Raw genomic sequence first — 22771 nt, forward strand, 5'->3', positions numbered from 1 at the left:
AAAGCCTTTGCAATAGGATGACCAACATTTACAGAGAAATATAACACAGAGAAGACATACACTAATAACATCTCCTAAAGAGGAGGCAAGATCATGAAAATGAATAAAGTCGATTATGACCGAGCATTATACTACACCCATCGATCTGAATGGGATAACTTGTTAATCCTTATGGTGAGAACCCAAGATCAGTTTCTTTCTAAAAAAATCGAGCATTTCCTGCATGCTTATAATTTTGAGCGTGACTACTCCATAGTTGAGAAACATTTATATTCTTTACTAAGATACATCGACCATGCCAATGAATTGTCCGCTGAACACATTCTTGAACATACAGAAGCATACTCAATATAGAGAATTCCACCAAAAAAACACGAGCGCAGCTGCTCGTGTTTTTTTTTGCAGATCATATGACAAGTGATTAATGAGATGATAACACCTGCAGTTTTTCATTTACCAACTTCATAAATGCGTCTTTAACTTCACCGAGCTTATGTTTGCTCGCATCGAAGGAATCGGCTGTGATGCCGAAGTAAAATTTAATTTTCGGTTCCGTTCCAGATGGGCGAAGACAAATCCAAGTACCATCTTCAAAAAAGTATTTGATGACATTTGATTTCGGCAATGACATTTGTACTTCTGTTCCATCCTGTTCCGTGCGGATTCCTGTTAAGTAATCTTCAACAGCCTGCACCTTTATATTTTTTAATTCTGTTAAAGGCTCAGAGCGGTAAGATGATAAGATTTGCTGAATGGTTTCAGCGCCTTCTTTTCCTTTTAAGGTTAAAGACTCAAGTCCTTCCATGAAATAGCCATGCGTTTCGTATATTTCAGTAAGAACATCATAAAGTGATTTTCCTTCTTTTTTATAGAAGGCAGCTGCTTCAACCGCAAGCAGTGCAGCCTGCACAGCATCCTTGTCTCGGGCAAAGTCCCCAATTAAATAACCATAGCTTTCTTCATATCCGAAGATAAATTTGTATGTGCCTTCATATTCATTGATCTTTTCGGCAATAAATTTAAAGCCAGTTAGTACATCTTCCGTTTTCACACCAAAGGATTCGGCAATCTTGCTTCCAAGCTCGGAAGTGACGATTGTTTTCATCATAATGCCATTGTCAGGAAGTGTTCCTTTCGCCTGTTTTTGCGTCAGCAAATAATGAAGCAATAGTGCCCCTGTCTGATTCCCACTCAATAGCTCGTACTCTCCGTCTTGCATCTTCACTGCAAGTCCGATTCGATCCGCATCTGGATCAGTAGCTATTAATATGTCTGCATCCTCACGCTTTCCTTCTGCAATAGCGAGTTCAAATGCAGATCTTTCTTCAGGGTTTGGGCTATGTACGGTTGAAAAGTTGGGATCAGGCAATTCCTGTTCCTTCACGGTATAAATATGTTTATAGTGAAGCGACTGAAGACCATATCGAACAGGCTTATTAGCCGTTCCATGCAGCGGAGTGAAAACGATTTTTATATCCGAATCTTCGCCGAGCTGCGGATGCTCTGAAATGGTCATTAGCTTTTGATTGTAAGCCCGGTCTAAGTTTTCCCCAATCATGGTAATAAGACCTTTTTCCTTTAACTCACCTTCATCAGCCACTTCAATCGTCAATTCATTCTCAATCTCATTAACTTTTCCGATAACTTCATCTGCTGCAGCAAGACCAAGCTGGGCACCATCTGGTCCATATACTTTATAGCCATTGTATTCAGGCGGATTGTGGCTGGCAGTGATCACGATTCCTGCAAACGCATGCAAATATCTAACTGCAAAAGAGAGCTCAGGAGTTGGTCTTAGCTCCTCAAAAACATACGTCTGAATTCCGCGGGTAGCCAGTGTTTTTGCTGCCTCCATTGCAAATTCAGGGGACATATGTCTGGAATCGTAGGCAATCGCGACACCACGATGCTTTGCTTCTAATCCTTGTTCCTCTATGTAAGCCGCCAATCCTGCTGACGCTTTCCGGACGGTATAGATATTCATGCGGTTTGTCCCTGGTCCAATAACTCCGCGCATGCCGCCTGTTCCAAACTCTAATTCCTTGTAGAAGGCATCCTCTAAATGTTTTTCCTCTTGTTCTAAATGTTGAAGTTCAAGCTTTAAATCGTCCTGTAATTGCTCAAACTGACTCCAGCGCTGTGCTTTCACTTGCCATGTCATTCACCATCAGCCTCCTAAAATCCATATGTATGCTTATGTAATTCGATAAAACAAACAGAAATCCTTTTGAAATCTCATCTGAATTTGTGACAATTCATGACAGAATCAAAAGGATTCATATTATATATCTGCTTTAATTTTACTTTTTATATTCTATTCTGTAAACATCATGGCGACGATCTTTTAAATGCAGGACTGTGCCATCCTGACGCTGTCTTCTTAAAACTTCAAGATCAACATCGCCTATCTGGACCATTTCAATATTTGCATTCGCCTCTCCAATTATCCCATCACGGGCGAATTCCACATCAGAAGGCGAAAAAATTCCTGATTGCGCATATTGAATATCCATATTTTCAGCTTGTGGCAAATTGCCAACAGTGCCTGAAATAACCGTGTAAATCTGATTTTCAATTGCACGAGCCTGTGCACAATAGCGAACTCTTAAATAGCCTTCCCGATTGTCTGTACAAAATGGAGTAAAGATGATGTTCGCCCCTTTATCTGTTGCAATACGGGCCAGTTCAGGAAATTCAATATCATAGCAGATCTGGATGGCGATTTTGCCACAGTCTGTATTAAAGACCTTTACTTCATCTCCCTCGCTGATTCCCCACCACTTTCTTTCGTTCGGTGTAATATGAATTTTGTATTGCTTTTCAATCGTCCCATCGCGTCGGAATAAATAGGCTATATTATAAATTTTATCATCATCTTCTTTGACAAAATGAGAGCCGCCAATAATGTTAATATTGTACCGGACCGCTAAATCAGTGAACAGCTGAATATAGTCCTCTGTATACTCTGTTAATTTTCTAATTGCCATGCTGGGCGTTTTTTCATCTAAGAAAGACAAAAGCTGGGTTGTAAAAATTTCTGGAAAAACAGCAAAATCGGATTCCGCGTCTGAAGCAACATCCGTAAAGTATTCCACTTGATTTGCAAAATCTTCAAATGAACTAATTTGGCGCATCATATACTGAACCACACAAATTCGAACAGGATAGCTTGTTTTATAAAACCGCTTTGACATCGGGCGGTAGTCTACATTATTCCATTCCATTAATGTTGCATATTTATTGGACTGCAAATCATCTGGTAAATAATTTGGATTAATCCGCATCATAGAAAAACCATTTAAGAGCTGAAAAGAAAGAACAGGATCATAAATGATATGCAGTGAGACTTCATTCACATACTCTCTTGGACTCATTTCATCAGCATATTTATGATAATTCGGTATTCTTCCTCCGATAATAATACTTTTCAAATTGAGCGCTCTTACCAATTCTTTTCTTTCCTCATACAAACGATGCCCGATCTTCATCCGCCGATACTCTGGATGAACCATCACTTCAATTCCATAAAGATTATAGCCATCCGGATTGTGATTAGTAATATAACCATTATCAGTTACGTCTGCCCAAGTATGACGATCATCATATTCATCGAAATTAATGATAAGACTTGAACATGAACCAATAATTTCGCCATCATATTCCGCAACAAACTGTCCTTCCGGAAAAATACTTAAATGACTTTCCAAATGCTCTCTTTTCCAAGGATCCATACCAGGAAAACATTTACCCTGCAGGCTAATAATTTCTGAAATATCTTTCGTTTGCATATTTCGAATAATCATCTTTTTTTCAAAGCGACTTAAATCAAGCTTACTCAAGCATAACACTCCTTAATTTTTGCATATACAATTTTAGATTTTGCGTTTACAATACTTAACTGTTTTTTATGTATAATCAATTATTTCCTATACCCCTTTTAACTGCGACCTAACCTTTCTTCTATAATTCCCATTTTTATCATATGAATTTATAAGAAAATCTATAATCGCAATAGAAAATAATCTTTTATTCAAGACAGTTTCGTTTACTTTAAAAGAGGTGCACTTTATAATTTTTACAGCAAGGAATTTTAACAGAATTTCTTCAACCAAATTCTAGGCTGTTTTTGAACTAATCTGGCAAGTTATATTATTCCGCTTAATAAAAAAGATGAAAGCAGCCATTCAAAAAGGAGACAAGTATGAACAAGTCTGTTAAGGACAAAAGGGAGAACATACTCTTTTTCGCCTGGGCAACATCCATTATCGCGATGCTTGGCAGTCTGTATTTCTCAGAAATAAGGCAGTATGAGCCTTGTGAGCTATGCTGGTATCAGCGGATCGTCATGTATCCATTCACCATTATGTTGGGGATCGCAGTTGTGAAAAAGGACTATAAAATTGCCTTGTACTCGATGGTTCTATCAGCTATTGGCGGATGTATCTCTCTTTATCACTATGCCATTCAAAAGCTGACCTTTTTAGCCGATGCCGCTCCATCTTGCGGACGAGTGCCATGCACAGGTCAATACATAAACTGGCTTGGATTTATTTCTATCCCATTTTTAGCATTACTTGCCTTTATTATCATTTTTATATGCAGCTTTTTGATTTGGAAAAAATCGAAGGAGGAAAGTTCACAATGAAAAAAGTCATTATTTTTCTAGTTATCATGTTGGTTTTATTCGGGGGTGTCGGCGTTCTTACATATATGCAAAACTTAGCTCCCGAGGATAATGTTTATCAGAAAAACACACTTGACCCAGCAACAACAGCACAGCTGGATGATCCGAATTATCAAAATATCATTCTGCCAGATGAACTTGAGGAGAAATTGGATAATGGTGAAGACGCAACAGTCTATTTTTACAGCCCAACCTGTCAGTTTTGTCAGCAGACAACACCGATCGTGTCTCCTTTAACAGAAGAAATGGGTGTTGATTTAGTTCAATACAACTTACTTGAATTTGAGCAAGGCTGGGATGACTTTAACATTTCAGAAACACCAACGATCGTTCAATTCAAAGCTGGTGAAGAAACTGCAAGAATTACTGGTTTAAGAGAAGAAACGGTCTTTGAAGATTGGTTCAATGAAAACTCAAAGTAACATACAAAAAAAGACCTGCTGAATCTTCAGCAGGTCTTTTACATTTACCGATTAGACAAGCCATTCATTTGCAGCTTTTGTATATACGCTGAAACGAGTAACATTGTTCATGTCTTTTTCATGGCTGAATTGACTAAAGTGAAACGGAAAGGAAAGTTCAAATCTTTCAAGAATTTCAACATTTCTTATAAACATCTCTTCGTATTTTGGATCAATATTAGCCATTTCCAAAATTGAGTAGATTGTTTCCAGCGCGCAAATAACCTGATATGCCTCCCGAAGCGTACCAAAATATTCAAAATGTCGAGTGGATGTGTGGAGTACATTCAATTTTTCGAACTCCTTAATCTCCTCATCAGTAAAATATTTCGGAAAAGTCTCTGCGTAAATTTTTTGAATGAGCCGGGCAATTCGCTGTTCCTGTTCTGGAGTGGATGCATATACAACCTTCACCGAAAAAAACCACCTTTAAACACCTGTAATAATTTCGTAATATATAATAAGAATAGCATATTCTAATAAGGAATCAGGGTGGTAATTATACCCACGCATAAGTTAAATATTAGCAATTATCTATTCCTTTACAGCTAAGCGGAAATGCAGGAAAATTCTTGTTATAATCAGCCAATGAAAGAACTGATTTTTTATTATATGATGGAATATAATCATTTTTCTTCCAAAGATAGGAGTAATTTATGGTAATTACAAAAGTGAATGGCGAATGGTTTGAAATGGTCATTCCAGACCAATGGAGTAATAATTCAGTCGACCATCTTTTCAGAACGATTTGGCAAGCGTCAAAGAAACAGATTCATTTTATGAGAATGGAGAAAATTGTATTCGTTAATGGACAAACAGCGCATTGGGAAAGGCCATTGCAGAAGGGCGACCTGCTGCAAATGAAAATATTTTGCGGAGAAGAATCGGAAATCATGCCGGAAAATATGCCGGTAGAGGTTCTGTTTGAGGATGAACATTATATTATTTTCAATAAGCCGCCAGGGATGGATACGCATCCAAATGAACCCGGACAAAAAAATACACTGGCAAATGCTGCCGCCTCTCATGTACTCGCAGAGGGCATGCAGAGGAATGTTCGTCATATACACCGACTTGATAAAGATACATCAGGATGCATTCTTTTTGCCAAGCATTCCTTAGCCGGGGTCATCGCAGATAAAATGCTTGAAGAAAGAAAAATCAAAAGAACGTATTCAGCCCTCGTTCATGGCCAACTTAAAGAAAAGAGCGGAACCATTAAGGAACCGATCGGCCGTGATAGACATCATCCAACAAGAAGGCGGGTTTCACCAAAAGGCCAGCATGCCATTACGCATTTTTCAACCATGAGATTTTTTGAAAAAGAAAACCTTACGTTCATTCAATGTCAGCTCGATACAGGAAGAACCCATCAAATACGCGTACATCTAAGTCATATTAAACATCCGCTAGCTGGCGATACTCTTTACGGAGGAAAACCCATTTTCACAAGACAAGCATTACATGCAGCAAAACTGACTTTTACACATCCTTTCACGCTCGAAACCATTAACGTCACCAGTCCCCCGCCAAAAGAATTTAGCGGGTATATGAAAAAATAAGCTAATGATAAACAAAAACAGAAAAGCCTTCCTATTAATGAAGGAAGGCTTTTCTTAACTTAGGTTTATATGTTAGTCCGTAGATTTTCTAAAAGCTCTCATCGCAAAGCTAACAATTAGCACAAGTACAATTGCACCAATTAGAGCTGGTACGATGGCAAAGTCTGCAACCACTGGACCCCAATCTCCTAAGATTAATGATCCAAGCCACGCACCGATAAATCCGGCAATAATATTTCCAATGACACCGCCTGGTACGTCTCTTCCTGTAATAAGGCCGGCAACCCAACCAATAATACCACCTATAATTAGTGCCCAAAGAAAGCTTAACATTATAATTCCTCCTTGTTTGTTTCCAATAGTTTTTGTCATATAGTTTAACTTATACAACTAGCAGAAAGTTTTCCTTTTCCACATGTGGTTTTTTCTGCTTGTACAAGTTAATTACCCCGCCTTCAAAAACTGAAACATGTTAATAAAATAGTGATTGAATAGTTTATAATGGAAACGTTTTATTGTCCGCAGTTTAAATATTCCCTCAGAATAACAAAAAGCGATTGCTCTTCGCAATCGCTCGTTTATTTGAACGGCTTTAGCCAGTTAGTTAGGATATTCCCGGCCAAAAATTTGTCCTAAACCTCTTCAAGCAAAAAATCAGACGAATGTAATCCATAAAAATATAAGCGATGCAGCGGACGTGTCATGGCTACGTATAAAAGCTTAATATCCAGCGGGGATGCATCTGAGTAAACTTCATTCAGGGAAAAAACAATTACTGCATCAAACTCCAGTCCTTTAACCAAATACGAAGGAACAATAACTGCCTCGTCCTTTGGAATTTCTTCCTGTTCCTGCAGCAATTTTACACGTTCCTTAGAATTGTCCTTAAAAAGCTGATAAAGCTGCTCACAATCTGTCCTCGTTTTGCCAATAAGCGCAAAGGTTTTAAAGTGCTCATTTTTCAATTCCTGCAATTTTTCTTCCAGCTGCTTTACAAAAAACCTGCCTTCTTTTCGTTTGTAAAAAGCTGGTGCCTCTCCATGTCTGACAACAGGAACTACCTTTGGAAAAGACATCGGGAGTTTTTCAAGAAGAATATTGGCTTCTTGCATAATCTCTACAGTCGTCCGATAGCTTTTTTGCAATTCCGTATAAGTTGCACGGGGAAAAATACGTTCAATCACCGTTTCCCATGAAGAAAGACCTCGATAAGAATGAATGCCTTGAGCCAGATCTCCAACTAATGTAAACATATCTGTATCTGCCGCTTTTTTTAAGGATAAAAGCTCCATAAAGCTATAATCCTGAGCTTCGTCAATCACTATGTTTTTGGCTCGATGTTCTTTTTCCAGACCATATAAATGAACCTTTAAAAATAATAGGAGTGCTAAGTCCTCCCGTTCATACTCATTTTTCTTAAATAACTGCTGATTGTGGTCACAAAGCAGCTCTGCTTCCTCCATAGATAGGGTTCCGTCTGAAAGCGAATGAAGCTCATTTGCATTCTGAAACAATTCGCGATAATAATAACGCAGATCTTTTTTAGGAAAAGGCTTCATATAGCTTCTGACTGCCCCTTTAATAGCAGACTGTATTTCCTTCACTCTTTTTTCTTTTTTATCCATGGCTTCAATTACATACTGTCGCCTTTTATCCGGATCATCCCCCCGATAGAGGGCCCGTTCAATCCGCACATCATAGTAGGTTTGAATCTTTTCCAGCATATTTTTCTTTTTTAATCGAACATCATTCTGCAGGATTCCCTTTAATTTTTCAAGCCTGCGGTAAAGAGGCAAATAATGATAGTCATCTTTAAAAAGCTTTATAAACTTTTTATGGCTAAATAAACGGAATTTATCTACATAGAAATCCTCAGCCGGATAAAAGGTTTTGCTTATTTTTATTAAATAATTGGTTAAAATAGTTTGAAATACAGGTGATCCTTTAAGGGCGGACAGCTGCTGAATTTCTTTTGAAGACTGTGAATCCTTATCTTCAATAATCCTAATCAGCTTATCATCCTTTTGTATCTCCATTTTCAAGTCAATACAAAGTTTGACATAGTCCTGAAAGGTTGTCTGGCGAATTCTTTCTACCCCAAGTTCTGGCAGAGCTTCAGATATGTAATGCAGGAACAATCCGCTTGGTGCAATGATCATCAGCTGTTCCGGGGCAAAATTCTCTTTATATTGGTAAATAAAATAACTAATCCTATGCAGTGCAATCGTCGTTTTGCCGCTGCCCGCTCCTCCCTGAACAATAATGGGCTTGTTCAAATCTGCTCGAATAATTTTATTTTGCTCTTCTTGAATGGTGGTAATAATTTCGGTGAGGCGGTTGCTTGAGCTTTTAGCCAAAGATTCCTGCAATAATTCATCTGTTGTGGTTAAGTCAATGTCCCGTATTTCCTGCATGAGTCCGTCTTCAATCATGAATTGCCGCTTTAACGATAAATCACCAGTAAAACTCTCCTCATAGGACTCATATTGGACCGGTCCAAGTCTGCCCTCATAATACAGATTCGCAATCGGTGAACGCCAATCTACTATGATTTGCTCCTGGCTTTCTCGAGAATACAAAGAAGTTTTGCCAAGATAGAGAACTTCTTTTTCTCCTGCACCATCACGGTTAAAATCAATTCTTGCAAAATAAGGAGTTCTTCTGGCTTTTTTTAAAGACTTTAACTCATCTTTAGACATTTCAAAAAACCTTGCATTCGTAAGCAAAGAAGAATAGCTTAAACTCGATTCAAGCCAATCGGCATCCGAAAAGGCTTCTTTCATATTTTCCTGAAATTGTTCCTTACTGGATTCAGCTGTTTTCACAACAGCTTCAATATACCGTTTAGTAAATTCTAATCGCTGCAGTTCTGTTTCGTAATCGGGGTGGTTCTGAAGAGACATTCTTTTTACCTCCAAAGATTAATTTCAGCCGCAATGGAGAAAGAAAAAGCAAAGTGCACTTTGTTTAGAGATTTCTAAGCCCCTAAGTCTTAAATGCAAATGCTTTTAAGTGTAGCAAAAAGCGTGAGAAGAAGAATATATTATCAGAAAAATCTGCAACAAGCAATGTTTTATGATAAAAAAGCAGCGATACATCTTGCTCGGCAATGAACTACCTTAAAGATAACTCTCCAATAAAAAAGAGGCTGGACAAAACGAAATTAATCTTTCTAAAACACGAATATTCACTATCTTGGTTTGGGTGTTTAAACAAGTCCGTTCCACCTGCGCTGCGGCCCCTCGCTTTCCCTGGGGAGGAAGCTGAACCTCCTCGAAGCAAAGCTTCTGCGGGGTCTCACCTTTTCCTCTATTGCCCACAGGAGTCGAGGGTCCTCCGCTCCATTTCACTCATGTTAATAGAATATATTTTATAATCATAAATAAAAAACCGAATGATTAGAAAGATAACTTCCTAACCATTCGGTTCTATGAGTGTGTTAAATATTTATGTCCCAGCCTCTTCCAACTAACAATATTTAAGGAATCTCAGGTGTCTCAACTTCAGGTAATTCACCGCTTAAGCTTTCCATAAAAGCAACGAGCTGCTGCACTTCTTTATCTGTTAAGCCTAATGGATTGATCAGATCACTTTTGTTCTCATGATCTCCTCCGCCGTCGTTATAATATTGGACCACATCTTCTAAAGTGGCAAAGCTGCCATCATGCATAAATGGTGCCGTATGAGCAACACCTCTTAAACCTGTTGTACGGAATTTCCCTTTATCTTCTTCGTTTTTGGTTACCTCGTATCTTCCTTCATCACCTGTCATTCCAAGATTGTGATAGTTATAATCTGAGAGCATCGGGCCGGCATGGCAGGTAATACAGCTTGCTTTCCCGGCAAAAAGCTTCATACCTTCTTTAGCATCCGCACTAATTGCATCCTCCTGACCCTGTAAATAGCGATCAAATGCTGTATCTGAAATGACAATGGTTCGTTCAAATGCAGCGATTGCCTTCGCGATATTATTCGCACTGATCGGATCGTTGAAAACAGTGTTAAATTGTTCTACATATGTTGGCACACCATTAAGCTCAATGACAAGTTCATCAAGGTCCTGATTCATTTCCACTTCAGATTGTATCGGTCCGAGTGCTTGTTCCTCCAGACTTCCTGCTCTGCCGTCCCAAAAGTATTCAGGATAATAGCCCGAATTGATAATAGTGGGACTATTTCTGCTCCCTTGTGCGCCTTCAAATCCAATAAATGTTTCAAGTCCATCTCCATAACCTGCACCTGGAGCATGACATGTCATACAGCTTAATTTATTATTTCCAGACAATCTAGGATCAAAATAAAGTGTTTTTCCTAATTCAGCCTTTTCATCCGTCATTTCATTATCCGCAGGTACCGGCATTTCACCTAATGATTCAAACATCGCTTTTGCATTTTTTAATTCTTCATCGACACCAGCTGTTTCAGTTTCAGACTGCTCATTTTCCAGAGTAGCAGCGTCCTCATTTGCATTGCTGCTGCAGCCGCCAAGCGCTATGAGTATCATCATCATAAATAACAGATTTTTTAATTTCACCAGTTATTCCCCCTCTTTTCCACTCTGCAATGATAACGCTATCTTTCTTTTTCAGTTTGAGTATATAACTAAAATAAGGATCAATAAGCAATCATTTCCGAAAAGTTTGTGACAATTATCACAAATAAACTTATGCCTTGTAATCAACCTATTTACGTTATTAAGATTGCAAATTCATTTTCATAATATACTATTATCTATCACTTCTTTTTACCTATTCTCACTATAAATTTGTTCGTAAACCACTTATTGTTATAGTAATAATTTACTATTTATGTATTTTAATTGAAAAAAGTGTATTAATTCCCTTATAATGAACAGGAAAAAATTACATAACGAGGTGTAGACAGTGAAAACGAAAATTTTGGCAGTTTCTATGTTATCAACATCGCTATTATTAGCTGCATGTGGAAATGACAGCAATGAGGAAACATCCGCAGCAAACGAAACGGAGGAAACAATAAAGTCTGAACAAACAGAGGAAGTTGAACCAGCAGAACAAGAAGAAACAGAGGAAAGCAGTCAGACAAGTGAATTTTTAAATCCGTTTTTAGAAGAAACGGAAGGAACGATTGAGAGTATCTATAAAAATGAATCACCACAGTATACCCATAGTGTAGATGGTTTAAGCATCTCCGTAAATCAATATGAAATTACTAAAATCACAGATATGAATCAGGATTATGCTTCTTATTTTGATGATCAAGTAACTGGGTATGTTGTTTCCGCAGAAGTGACACTTGAAAATACAACAGATAAGAACCTATACTATAATAACTTCCATAAAATCCAACTGGAAAATGAATTAGATTATATTAATTCCGAGAGCAAAAATCTGATACCTGAAGACCAGCAAATTCAAAAGCTCAGAAAGAATCAAGATGAAATCAGCTTATATGAAGCTGGCGAAAAGGTAACCGGTTTGGTAACGTTTATTTTAACAGAAGCTGAATTTGATAAACTGCAAACCGTAACACCTAAATATATTATTGAGGGCGGAGTAGCTGATAATAAGGATTACTCTGGCAGCAACCTTGAAAATTCACCTGCCTACGATTTCGTCTATGCTGGTGAACAGGCTGCTGCTGTTGCTGATCAGCCTTCCCTTTATCAGGATCGCCTAACAACAGACAACTGGGCGGATAAAACCGTTATTTTTGAAGAAGAGGGAATAAATGAGACAAAGGAAATCGGTGACGTTACGGTCACGCTTGCTGGTGTCCAATACACTGATGTTGTCCCGACAGATGCGAATGCATCCATGTTCTCTGAATTTGGCGATAGCGGAATTGTTGCCTTAACCGTTAAATTGAACATTGATAATCAGTCTGGTTCTGCTGTTAATATTTCTAATTTAGGAACGATGCTTGATGTCGATGACAGCAGAGCAAGATATTTAAATGTCGCACAAGCTGAGCCTCGAGATCCGCGAGAAATTGCTGCAGGAGAAGCTGGTGAAAAATATCATGTCTTTTTATTTAGAAAAGATGAATTTTCCATTTACAAAAAGTTCACGCTGGAATTTGGTCCATTTTACCTTGAAAGCGGCGAAAAAGCATTCAAAGGCGAGCAAGCCATCTTTGAACTTCCAAACCCGCACCAATAATGTGCTAACAAGAGGCTGGGACATAAGATTTAACACACTCATGGAACCGAATGGTTAGGAAGTTACTTTCTAATCATTCGGTTTTTTTTATGATTAAAAATTTTATTATCATGAGTGAAATGGAGCGGAGGACCCTCGACTCCTGTGGGCAATAGAGGAAAAGGTGAGACCCCACAGAAGCTTTGCTTCGAGGAGGCTCAGCTTCCTCCCCACGGAAAGCGAGGGGCCGCAGCGCAATGGAACGGACTTGTTTAGACACCCTACCCAAAATAGTGAATATTCGTGTTTTAGAAAGATTAATTTCGTTTGGGCCCAGCCTCTTTTCTGTTTTATCCAATCCCCCGCTCAAGCTTTCCAGGCATATGTTCATGAGGGTTATTTTAAAAGTCTTGCACACTCATAGTGAAAACCCTGCACTGCTTCAAGTGAAGATATTTAATTATAAAGCTTTCTCCTTTAATGCTCTATAATTTACTATTCCCACCATGATAAAATATTTATAGTTTCATAAACTTTTAAAGCAGTTACAAATATAACGTCAATTGTAAGAATGAGGTGATCATATGCCTGATTGGTCTTATCATACAATTTTTAAATCTATATTATCTCGCCTTCCTGCTCAAACTGGCAGAGCTTTCATTCACAAGGCAATGAATACGATGGTTCATCTTCCGTTCGGCAGCAGGCTTGTTGAATTTTTAGGACATTTAAGGCCATCACTTTCTCTAGAGCAGCCATTTTTTAAATACCAGCTGAAAAGCAGAGTCGGATTAAGCGGAAAAATTGATCCACATTTAATTGGCACATCGGCATTTAATCAGCTTGGTTTTGGCTTCCTAGAAATTGGCCCGGTTTCCCTTCATCAGGATGTAGCCGAAGAAATGCCTTTATTTTCAGAAGATCGAACTTCCTTATATTTACCATCACAAACCTATTCAATTGGCTTAAGTCAAACCATTACACAGTTAAAAAAGCATACAATGGATATTCCATTATTAATCCGGCTTCGTCCTTCCATGGGAAATGCAATTGAAAAGCAAAACGAGCTCCGCGAAATGGCTCATAGATTAGAAGAGTTTGCAGCAGCTTTTGTGATCGAGGCAGATGGGAATGGATGGAATCTCGAGGAAATAAGCAGGATGAATGCATCTCTTCCATGTACCGTTATTCCCGCATTAAAGGCTGAAGAAATTAGCATGATAGAATGGGAGCACTTAAAAATACATGAAATGATTTTGATTGATACCGATCATCATGGTTCAACTGAATCTCTTCTGGCAGATATTCGAAAATTAAAGCACTATACAAACATCATCGTTTCAGGTGGCATCGATGAGCCCGGTGACGCTGTAAAACTTTATCATGCCGGCTGTAAATTTATGATGCTTGCAGAAGGATATGTTATATCAGGGCCAGGACTTCCCAAACGCATTAACGAGGCACTTGCAGATGAAAGCAAAGAAGACATTTTTGAAGAGAAGCAATCTGGCTGGTTCTATTATTGGCTTTTTGGATTATGCATTTTAATTGGCGGACTTTTTGCTTTGCTGTTCAGTATGAGCACAGTGATTTTACCTTATGATGAACACTTTTTGGGCATGACAAGAGAACAGCTTTTGCTCGTTAATCCGAAAATCATCCAATTCATGGCACATGATCGGATGACACTTGCCGGAACCATGATTTCTGGAGGATTTCTTTATATGCAGCTGGCAAAACACGCTGTCAGAAACAACATCCATTGGGCGCGAAAGGCTGTCATTATTGCAGGCACCGCAGGTTTTCTTGGTATTCTCTTATTCATTGGATTCGGGTACTTCGATTGGCTGCATGGATTACTTTGGCTGATCCTCTTGCCTTTTTTTATCCTTGGGTCAAAAAAAACGAAGGAAGCACGACAATCTCCCTTGTCTAAAAACAGAAAAAATACAGCAGCATGGAAAACAGCCCTCTGGGGGCAGCTATGCTTTGTTGTACTCGGATTTTCATTTGTCATAGGGGGAATTGTGATCTCGGTCATTGGCGTATCAAATGTTTTTGTAAGCACAGATTTAACTTTTATCTGTATGACACCAGAACAGCTCAGCATGTTAAATGAACAGCTGATTCCTGTCATAGCACATGACCGCGCCGGGTTTGGCAGCGCCTTGTTTAGCGTTGGCCTGCTCGTACTGATGATTTCATTGTGGGGGTTTCATGAAGGAGCAAGCTGGGTATGGAACACACTTTTGATTGGGGGAATCCCTGCTTTTGCTGCAGGGATTTCAACCCATTTTATCATCGGCTATACTTCTTTTTTCCACTTGCTTCCTGCCTATTTTGCTCTATTTTTATTTGTGGCCGGACTGCTGCTATCTAGGAAATTTTTAAGAAAATAAACACCTACAAAATGCTATTCGTAAAATCACGAATCAGTTTAGGTAAAGTATAAAACGTATATGGCTTATATACGCGTTCGGTCCATTTATGACCGCCTTTGCCGAATACACCTAGATTAATAGAAGGGATATTCAGCTGTGTCATTGTTTTAAGAGGCAGAGGAAAGAGAGCATCCATAGCGGGGAAGTTTTTCCGCAATGTGCTTATATCTTCCTCGCTCCCTTGAAAGGACATAAAACTTCCGTCGGCTAAATAGGGGAAATATTTTCTTATTTTAAAGGTTTCCCCTGTTTCTTCTGCTGTTTGCTCCAGGATATTCATTAAAATGGATCTTAAGCTGCTGCCTTTTGATTCTGACTCAGGCAATGAATTAGACGGTAAAAAAGGTGTTCCATAGAACAAGATGACTCGGGGCTTCTTTTCTGGATCGGCGTGCTGCAATGCTTCCACGATTTCAAAAGCAGTCATTCTGGCATCCATCTCTGCCAACTGGCATAAATGGAGTGTCTCGCTTATGATCTCTTCTGTTTTAATTCCTTCCCTTTTGAGTCTGTCCAATAAATCTTTGAGCGTTAGAACCTCAATTGCCCAATTGACATCTCTTTTCGGAAGATTATTTGTCTTTCTGTATAACTCAAACGTATTTCCAAGCCGCTTTTCAATCGCTGTACATGCTTCGACTGCTATATTTACTAGCTCATCCGTTACGGTTTGAAGGGGTTTTTCGTATATAAAATAATGAAAAAAGATCCTGCTTGTTACTGCTGTCTGGACATCATACCTCTTTTTTTCATCTCTCATATATAAACAGCTTGGCGGCAGAACAAGCTCATCAGACAGTTTTTCAGTAAGATGAAAATTTTGATTGATTCTTGTATTCAATTCTGCTGCAATTAAAGTTGAATCTACTCCAAGAAGACTTTCACCTACATGTGACTCTCTTCCAAAGACCGCAAAGCTCGGAAGTAATTTCCCAGCTGCCCCTGTATAAATATATTTCGTCTCATCTCCATCTGCTAAAGGAGATATAAAATCATTGTTTATAGCAGCCACATAATGCAGACCTTTTTTCTCCTTTAATGTGATTAACTCTGAAAGCGCTGAGCGAATGCCCGCATGTTCTCCCTCTTCATCAGGATTAAACATAACCAGCAGATTCCCAGGCAATTCTTCTCTATTTTCACAATAGTACAGCAGATTAACGAGGTGAACAGCGATGCCGCTTTGCATATCCAAAGCTCCTCTTCCGAATAACCATTGTTCTGAAGCCGCATCTTCTTCAAGCTCCGGGTCATTGGGTGAAGATGAAAAGAATTCTTTTAACCCTTGAGGGTCGTGGGCAATATCCTGTATAGCTCCATAATCCTCTGTTCCGACTGTATCAATATGAGAATGATAAACGACCGTTTCTTTTACTTCTTTACTACTTGGCAAAAAAGCAAAAACATTTTTGCGTGAAAGGGAATCATCTTTGATTGCTGAAAGCCATACGTTTTCAGGATGATCACTGAAGTAGGGAAACTGCCCGATCAAATCTGCAATCCATTCAGCCTTTTCCACTTCTCCATACGTTAAAGTATAACTTTTCTGTCTTACAAGCATTTGGGTCAGGTATTCTGCCTGTTCAGGCAAGCTCAATGTCCGTAAATATGAATACATTTAATACTCCCCCTACTCTCTGTATATGACGGTGGTGCTAAAAGATAAGTCTCGCTAACACATCAGCACCCACTTAAATTAATTCCTCTTCCAATCTATTAAAGATATATATATTTCAGAATATTATATCAACTTTTACAAAGGTTTGGTTAGATTATGTTAAATTCATTAAAAATATGCAATTTAGACTTGAAAACCTCCCTTAAAACGAATATTATATTCATTGTGTCTTTTAATGTTCGTTTTTATTGAGCATACTGAGCACAAACTGTCTTTTTCCATTGGAGGATTATCTTATGTTTAAATTAAAGGAAAATGGAACATCTACTAGAACCGAATTGATGGCTGGAATTACGACGTTCCTGACCATGGTTTATATTGTCGTCGTCAACCCTGGAATCTTAGCAGATGCTGGTGTTCCTTTTGAACAGGTCTTTATAGCTACGATTATCGCCGCAGCGGCAGGTACCATTTGGATGGCTTTATTTGCAAATTATCCAATTGCCATTGCACCTGGTATGGGATTAAATGCATACTTTGCTTATTCCGTTGTCGGTACTCATGGAAATATTGATTATGCAACAGCTTTTGCAGCTGTTTTTGTAGCTGGGATTATTTTTATCATCTTATCGTTAACACCGTTTCGCAGTAAATTAATTGAAGCAATTCCTGATAATCTAAAGCACGGAATCACTGCAGGAATTGGCTTATTCATTGCTTTTATCGGATTGCGTTTAACCGGCTTGATCACAAGTCATCCTACAAACTTAGTGGCATTAGGAGATCTTACTTCAGCTTCATCAGTCCTTGCATTGGTAGGTTTGGCCATTACATTGATTTTAATGGCATTAAACGTGAACGGTGCTTTATTCTTTGGAATGATTGCAACTGGATTAATCGCCTACTTTACTGGACAGCTTTCATTTGAGCAGGGAATTATGGCACTGCCTTCTCTTCCTGAGGGCATCATTGTTTTCAACCCGATCGATGCAATCGGAGAAGTCGTTCAGCATGGATTATATGCTGTTGTCTTTTCTTTCTTGCTAGTAACGATTTTTGATACAACTGGAACGATGGTTGGCGTTGCCCAGCAGGCTGGCCTTATGAAAAATAATAATCTGCCGCGAGCAAGACAGGCCTTGTTATCAGATTCTGTCGCTACGACTATTGGTTCGATGTTTGGAACGAGTCCAACTACAGCTTATATTGAATCAACTTCAGGTGTTGCTGCTGGCGGCCGGACAGGTCTTACTTCATTAACCGTCGGTGTTCTGTTTATTTTAGCAGCGTTTTTTGGACCGCTTGTCAGTGCCGTTTCTGGTATTTCTGCTATTACAGCACCAGCATTAATTATAGTTGGAAGCCTTATGATGGGCAGTATCGCTCATATAAAATGGGGAGAAATTGATGAGGCATTCCCTGCGTTTATCATAATTTTGAGCATGCCGCTTACTTCAAGCATCGCTACAGGGATTGCTCTTGGATTTATCAGCTATCCGATATTAAAAGTAGCAAGAGGTAAATGGAAAGAAGTTCATCCGCTTGTTTACGTCTTTGCAGTGTTGTTTTTATATCAATTGGCGTTTCTTCCGCATTAATTTGACGGGCCTGATGAGATTCAGGCCTGTTTTTTTGTTATTTGCAGATGATTTTTTTGTTTCTTATGTGGATTTTGATTAGTTTTAGGATAGTAAGATCTCGATATCCGCCGTCCTGGATAAATATCCGCCGTTAAAACGGTTTTATCCGCAGTAAAAAAAATATATCCGCCGTTATTTTCATATTCCTGCTAAAAACACCGATATATCCGCCAAACTCAAAACTCCGATGTGCAAGCTTACTGAAAACACCAGAAAAAAACGCCCCAGATTAGGCTGGGACGTTTTCGTTATTTTTTATGCTTCAGCTTCTATTTTTGCATTCATATCGTTGTATGTGCCGCTGTCAATGTCACCTGTAATTCGGCTTGTAAGGATGCCTGATGTCATTGATCCGCTTACGTTTACAGCTGTACGGCCCATGTCGATTAGAGGTTCAATTGAAATAAGAAGACCTGCTAAAGCAACTGGCAAGTCTAGTGCTGAAAGGACGAGGATGGCTGCAAAAGTTGCTCCGCCGCCGACACCCGCAACACCAAACGAACATAATGCCACGATTAGAATAACTGTAAAAATAAATCCTGGTGTAAATGGATCGATTCCAACTGTTGGCGCAATCATAATGGCAAGCATCGCTGGATAAATTCCAGCACAGCCATTTTGACCGATCGTTAACCCGAATGAACCGGCAAAGTTGGCAATCCCTTCAGAAACACCTAAAGATTTTTGTGTCTTAATATTTAATGGAAGTGCACCAGCACTTGTTCTTGAAGTGAAGGCAAATGTTAAAACCGGAAATGCTTTCTTTAAATATGTCATAGGGTTTAAACCCGCAAACGTGATTAACAATAAATGAATAATAAACATAACCGCTAAAGCAACATATGAAGCAATCACAAATTTGCCTAGGCTGACGATGGCATCAATGTTACTTGTTGCAACCGTTCTGGTCATGATCGCAAGCACGCCATATGGAGTCAACCGTAGAATCAATGTAACTACTCGCATTATCACCGCATAAAACGCATCTACAATTTTAGCAAATAGCTCTGCATGCTCAGGTGTTTTTCTTCTTACCCCTAAATAAGCCACTCCTAAAAACGCTGCGAAGATAACAACGCCGATGGTTGAAGTGGATCTTGCTCCAGTTAAATCAGAAAACGGGTTAGCCGGAAGCAATTCTAGAATCTGCTGCGGAAGCGTATTTCCTTCCATTTCCACTGAGCGTTCTTCCAGCATTGTTCCACGTGCTGTTTCAGCATCACCAGCTGTAATTTGACCTGCCTCAAGTCCGAATCCAAATGCGGATCCAATACCGACTGCTGCAGCAACTGCTGTTGTACCAACTAGTAATCCAAGGATTAGCACACTGATTTTCCCTATGTTATTGGTCAGCTTTAATTTTGTGAAAGCAGCCAAAATGGAGATAAATACAAGCGGCATAACAATCATTTGCAGGAATTTCACATAACCATTACCAACAATATTAAACCACTCTGCACTTTGAGCAATAATATCTGATCCTGCTCCATAAGCAAATTGTAAAATGAATCCAAATAGAATCCCTAAACCTAAAGCGGTAAAGACTCTCTTAGAGAAAGAAACATGTTTCTTTTGCATGTAATATAAACCGAAAAGAAGCAATAGCATAATAGCAATATTCAAAATTAGCAAACCTGTTTCCATCTTCACACCTCCTGTTAATATGTATCCCAAATACTGATTAACTATAAAACATGTAATCTGATCAGTCAAGTCGGAATTACAAGAATGAGCAAATCATGCAGCCAGAAAACTGACCAGATTCGCTACTGATCCAACTTTACTGTATTGTATTAATTAAAATGCAAATACATTCTCCTTTTATTCTGACATCTCTTTTGTCTTATTCATACATGCTTCCATCGCAGATAGCACTGCACCCTTGAAATGTCGCTTCTCCAGCTCTGCTACCGCTTCGATCGTTGCTCCCCCAGGTGTACAAACCTGGTCCTTAAGCTGGCCTGGATGCATTCCTGTTTCCAAAACCATTTTAGCTGCACCAAGTACCGATTGTGCTGCCATTTTATATGCCTGGTCTCTTGGCAAACCGCCTCGAACACCTCCATCTGCCAATGCTTCAATAAACATATAAACATATGCTGGAGAAGAACCGCTGATTGCAGGTACTGTGTCCATTAAGATTTCATCGATCTCTTCTACCAGGCCAAATGAAGAAAGCAGCATTTTCACTTCGGCAGCTTCATCATCATTTACATACTCATTGCGCGTCATTGCTGTCATTCCTTCTCCAACCATGGATGGTGTGTTTGGCATAGTTCGTACTGCCTTTACGTTAAATCCAAATGCTTCCCGTATAAAAGGCATTGTAATTCCTGCTGCCATTGTTACAATGATGGTATTAGGTCGAATGACATCCTTCACTTCTTCAATAATACTCCCATGCAGATCAGGTTTGATGGCAAGAAAGAGAATGTCTGACTGTGCAGCAACTTCTTTGTTCTCCCTCGCCACAATCTTATAGATGTCATGTACATGCTCTTTTGTCTTATGTGACTTTGCACTAAATAGGATTTGTTTGTGGTCAGCACCGTCAGCTGACAGAATTCCCCCTATTATGGCCTGGGCCATTTTGCCGCAACCTATAAAACCAATTACTTTACTCATTTGAAAATCTCCCTCTCTGACTACACTTTCAAACATTTTTCAACAAATTGCATTACGCTTCTACATATAGTGTTTTTAGGATCATTATTTCCTACAGTTTTGTCAAAATATTGTCGATAAAAAAACCAGGCAGTTAGCTGGACTTTTTTTAAATATAAGTTTATTTTACTATAAACAGGAAATATTTCTTGTATAAGAATATTGCTGTTATTTATTTTACCCTTACTTTATAAACTCATAGAATGGATGGTGCGATGATGACAAACAGCAAATTAAATAAATCCGAAAAGAAAAATGTAAACATTGGAACAAATGTATCATTAAATGGGTTAGTGACTGCTGTTTTTGATAACATGGTCCACGTCCAAATTGGCGCTAAAATTGTAACCGTACAAATGAAGGATTTATTAAACGGTACAATTCTTCAAACACAGCAGACAAAGACACCATCTCAATAAGACTAACAGATTTAATTTGAGGTGCTGAACGCTACAACACAGACAGATCAGATTGCCAATCACATAAGGTTCAAATAATTGCACCATCAAAAGGCTTAGAGACTTCACTAAGCCTTTTTTTCATGGGTGCTTTTAGATTAGAAACATTAAGCGGCTTATGAGGAAATAAGCGGAGAAATTCCTCTTATTTGCTAAAAAGCATTGAAAACAGCAAATATAGAAGGAGAAATTCCGACTATTTCCCCAAAAACCAAGAAAATGGAGAGTTTTTTTAAGCATAGTCGGAAATACTCCCCTTATTTAACCCATAATGGGTATCAATCTGCATTTTTACCGGAAATTCTCCGTTTATTTATGAAGAGAAGCTGTCTCATTCAATACCTAATTTTCGCGTCACCTCAAAAAAATCTAGGGGGAAGCATATCACTCCCCCTCTCTTTTTCTAGCTCTTTTGAATGATTTCCAGAAAATGATGCAATATTCTCGCAGTTAATCCCCAAATCACTTTATCGTCCCAATAATAAAAATACTCATCCATTGCCCGAGTTTGCCAGTCATAATTTTCTCCGCCTGCTATGGAAGAGAAGGGAAAGCTGGCTTCGGGCTCCACTCGGAAATTCACTTTATATACCTTAGGCTCGAGGTCCTTCAGCTTTTGCAAGGGTACAGTAAAAACTTCTTCCACCTCAAGATGATTGGGACTTAAAGCAGTTGAAGTGAGATCAATAAAACCAGCGTACGGGTAAATAATGGTCCCAAAAGGAGAGATCATATAGTCCAGGGGAAAGACATGTGAAATTGCATTTTCTTTAATCCCCAGCTCTTCAGATGTTTCCCGAATCGCTGTATAGGCTTCATCACGATCAGTGGCATCCGCTTTACCGCCTGGAAAACAAATTTCTCCCGGCTGCCTTCTCATTTTTAAGGAGCGCACCTCAAATAAAATATGCAAACCATCCTCTTTTTTCACTAAAGGCAGCAGAACGGAATATTTATAGAATTTTTCACTGCCAAGAATAACAGGCGTTCTTTTCCGCAAATGATTTAGAATATCATCAATTTCCATCATCTCACCTCCGCGAATGGAAAACCTGCACTATAAGGATTTTACTTAAGTATACTCATACTTTCTGCTTACTAGCCATTTATCTGTTCAGTGTCCT

18 protein-coding genes are annotated in these 22771 nt (G+C 38.9%); 8 read left to right on the forward strand and 10 right to left on the reverse strand.

Annotation, left to right across the window (positions count from 1 at the left end):
• Positions 1 to 99: 99 nt before the first annotated feature.
• Complete coding sequence (locus tag B7E07_RS16720) at positions 100 to 354, forward strand: YhdB family protein (protein ID WP_080849235.1); 255 nt, start codon at positions 100 to 102, stop codon at positions 352 to 354.
• A gap of 67 nt (positions 355 to 421) precedes the next feature.
• Here B7E07_RS16720 and B7E07_RS16725 read toward each other — a convergent pair whose 3' ends face one another.
• Both B7E07_RS16725 and B7E07_RS16730 read right to left on the reverse strand, forming a co-directional pair.
• Positions 422 to 2161 carry a phospho-sugar mutase gene (locus B7E07_RS16725; protein ID WP_080847661.1) on the reverse strand — a complete coding sequence of 580 codons (1740 nt, stop codon included), beginning with the start codon at positions 2159 to 2161 and terminating at the stop codon, positions 422 to 424.
• Positions 2162 to 2300: 139 nt separating this feature from the next.
• Positions 2301 to 3803, reverse strand: coding sequence for a bifunctional GNAT family N-acetyltransferase/carbon-nitrogen hydrolase family protein (locus tag B7E07_RS16730; protein ID WP_080849236.1), 1503 nt, complete (start codon positions 3801 to 3803; stop codon positions 2301 to 2303).
• A 398-nt stretch (positions 3804 to 4201) separates the two neighbouring features.
• Here B7E07_RS16730 and B7E07_RS16735 point away from each other — a divergent pair, with 398 nt between their 5' ends.
• Positions 4202 to 4645, forward strand: a complete 444-nt coding sequence (locus B7E07_RS16735; RefSeq protein WP_080847663.1) for a disulfide formation protein C — start codon at positions 4202 to 4204, stop codon at positions 4643 to 4645.
• On the forward strand, positions 4642 to 5106 hold the full coding sequence (locus B7E07_RS16740; protein ID WP_080847666.1) for a thioredoxin family protein: 465 nt from the start codon (positions 4642 to 4644) through the stop codon (positions 5104 to 5106). Before B7E07_RS16735 ends, B7E07_RS16740 begins: the two co-directional genes overlap by 4 nt.
• A 51-nt stretch (positions 5107 to 5157) precedes the next feature.
• On the opposite strand, the gene B7E07_RS16745 is transcribed toward B7E07_RS16740, so the two are convergent.
• Positions 5158 to 5559: a YhcU family protein gene (locus tag B7E07_RS16745; RefSeq protein WP_080847668.1), complete on the reverse strand. Its 402-nt coding sequence runs from the start codon at positions 5557 to 5559 to the stop codon at positions 5158 to 5160.
• A gap of 242 nt (positions 5560 to 5801) precedes the next feature.
• Between B7E07_RS16745 and B7E07_RS16750 the strand changes: the two genes are divergently transcribed.
• Positions 5802 to 6707, forward strand: coding sequence for an RluA family pseudouridine synthase (locus tag B7E07_RS16750; RefSeq protein WP_080847671.1), 906 nt, complete (start codon positions 5802 to 5804; stop codon positions 6705 to 6707).
• A gap of 72 nt (positions 6708 to 6779) precedes the next feature.
• On the opposite strand, the gene B7E07_RS16755 is transcribed toward B7E07_RS16750, so the two are convergent.
• The 3 genes from B7E07_RS16755 to B7E07_RS16765 all read right to left on the reverse strand — a co-directional run bounded on the left by B7E07_RS16755 (position 6780) and on the right by B7E07_RS16765 (position 11241).
• Entirely contained in the window at positions 6780 to 7040 is a 261-nt protein-coding gene (locus B7E07_RS16755) for a GlsB/YeaQ/YmgE family stress response membrane protein (RefSeq protein ID WP_080847673.1), read from the reverse strand.
• A 299-nt stretch (positions 7041 to 7339) separates the two neighbouring features.
• On the reverse strand, positions 7340 to 9610 hold the full coding sequence (locus tag B7E07_RS16760) for a HelD family protein (RefSeq protein WP_080847676.1): 2271 nt from the start codon (positions 9608 to 9610) through the stop codon (positions 7340 to 7342).
• 575 nt (positions 9611 to 10185) lie between these two features.
• Positions 10186 to 11241, reverse strand: coding sequence for a cytochrome-c peroxidase (locus B7E07_RS16765; RefSeq protein WP_257391476.1), 1056 nt, complete (start codon positions 11239 to 11241; stop codon positions 10186 to 10188).
• A 349-nt stretch (positions 11242 to 11590) separates the two neighbouring features.
• Here B7E07_RS16765 and B7E07_RS16770 point away from each other — a divergent pair, with 349 nt between their 5' ends.
• The gene (locus B7E07_RS16770) at positions 11591 to 12847 is read left to right on the forward strand and encodes a DUF5068 domain-containing protein (protein WP_257391477.1); all 1257 of its coding nucleotides are present in this window, start codon (positions 11591 to 11593) and stop codon (positions 12845 to 12847) included.
• A 563-nt stretch (positions 12848 to 13410) separates the two neighbouring features.
• A complete protein-coding gene (locus B7E07_RS16775) occupies positions 13411 to 15225 on the forward strand; it encodes a dihydroorotate dehydrogenase (protein WP_080847680.1) in 1815 nt (604 codons plus the stop codon).
• Positions 15226 to 15229: 4 nt separating this feature from the next.
• On the opposite strand, the gene B7E07_RS16780 is transcribed toward B7E07_RS16775, so the two are convergent.
• Positions 15230 to 16885, reverse strand: coding sequence for a M20/M25/M40 family metallo-hydrolase (locus tag B7E07_RS16780; RefSeq protein ID WP_080847682.1), 1656 nt, complete (start codon positions 16883 to 16885; stop codon positions 15230 to 15232).
• A gap of 296 nt (positions 16886 to 17181) precedes the next feature.
• Between B7E07_RS16780 and B7E07_RS16785 the strand changes: the two genes are divergently transcribed.
• A complete protein-coding gene (locus B7E07_RS16785) occupies positions 17182 to 18483 on the forward strand; it encodes an NCS2 family permease (protein ID WP_080847685.1) in 1302 nt (433 codons plus the stop codon).
• 297 nt (positions 18484 to 18780) lie between these two features.
• On the opposite strand, the gene B7E07_RS16790 is transcribed toward B7E07_RS16785, so the two are convergent.
• Entirely contained in the window at positions 18781 to 20169 is a 1389-nt protein-coding gene (locus B7E07_RS16790; RefSeq protein WP_080847687.1) for an L-cystine transporter, read from the reverse strand.
• A 177-nt stretch (positions 20170 to 20346) separates the two neighbouring features.
• On the reverse strand, positions 20347 to 21150 hold the full coding sequence (proC, locus tag B7E07_RS16795; RefSeq protein ID WP_080847689.1) for a pyrroline-5-carboxylate reductase: 804 nt from the start codon (positions 21148 to 21150) through the stop codon (positions 20347 to 20349).
• Between the two features lie 242 nt (positions 21151 to 21392).
• On the opposite strand from proC, the gene B7E07_RS16800 reads away from it, so the two are divergent.
• Positions 21393 to 21608: a hypothetical protein gene (locus tag B7E07_RS16800; RefSeq protein ID WP_257391478.1), complete on the forward strand. Its 216-nt coding sequence runs from the start codon at positions 21393 to 21395 to the stop codon at positions 21606 to 21608.
• A gap of 442 nt (positions 21609 to 22050) precedes the next feature.
• On the opposite strand, the gene B7E07_RS16805 is transcribed toward B7E07_RS16800, so the two are convergent.
• The gene (locus B7E07_RS16805; RefSeq protein ID WP_080847692.1) at positions 22051 to 22674 is read right to left on the reverse strand and encodes an NUDIX hydrolase; all 624 of its coding nucleotides are present in this window, start codon (positions 22672 to 22674) and stop codon (positions 22051 to 22053) included.
• Positions 22675 to 22771 lie beyond the last annotated feature (97 nt).

The sequence above is a fragment of the Cytobacillus gottheilii genome (assembly GCF_900166665.1).
In the GTDB taxonomy this organism is placed as follows: domain Bacteria; phylum Bacillota; class Bacilli; order Bacillales; family Cytobacillaceae; genus Cytobacillus; species Cytobacillus gottheilii_A.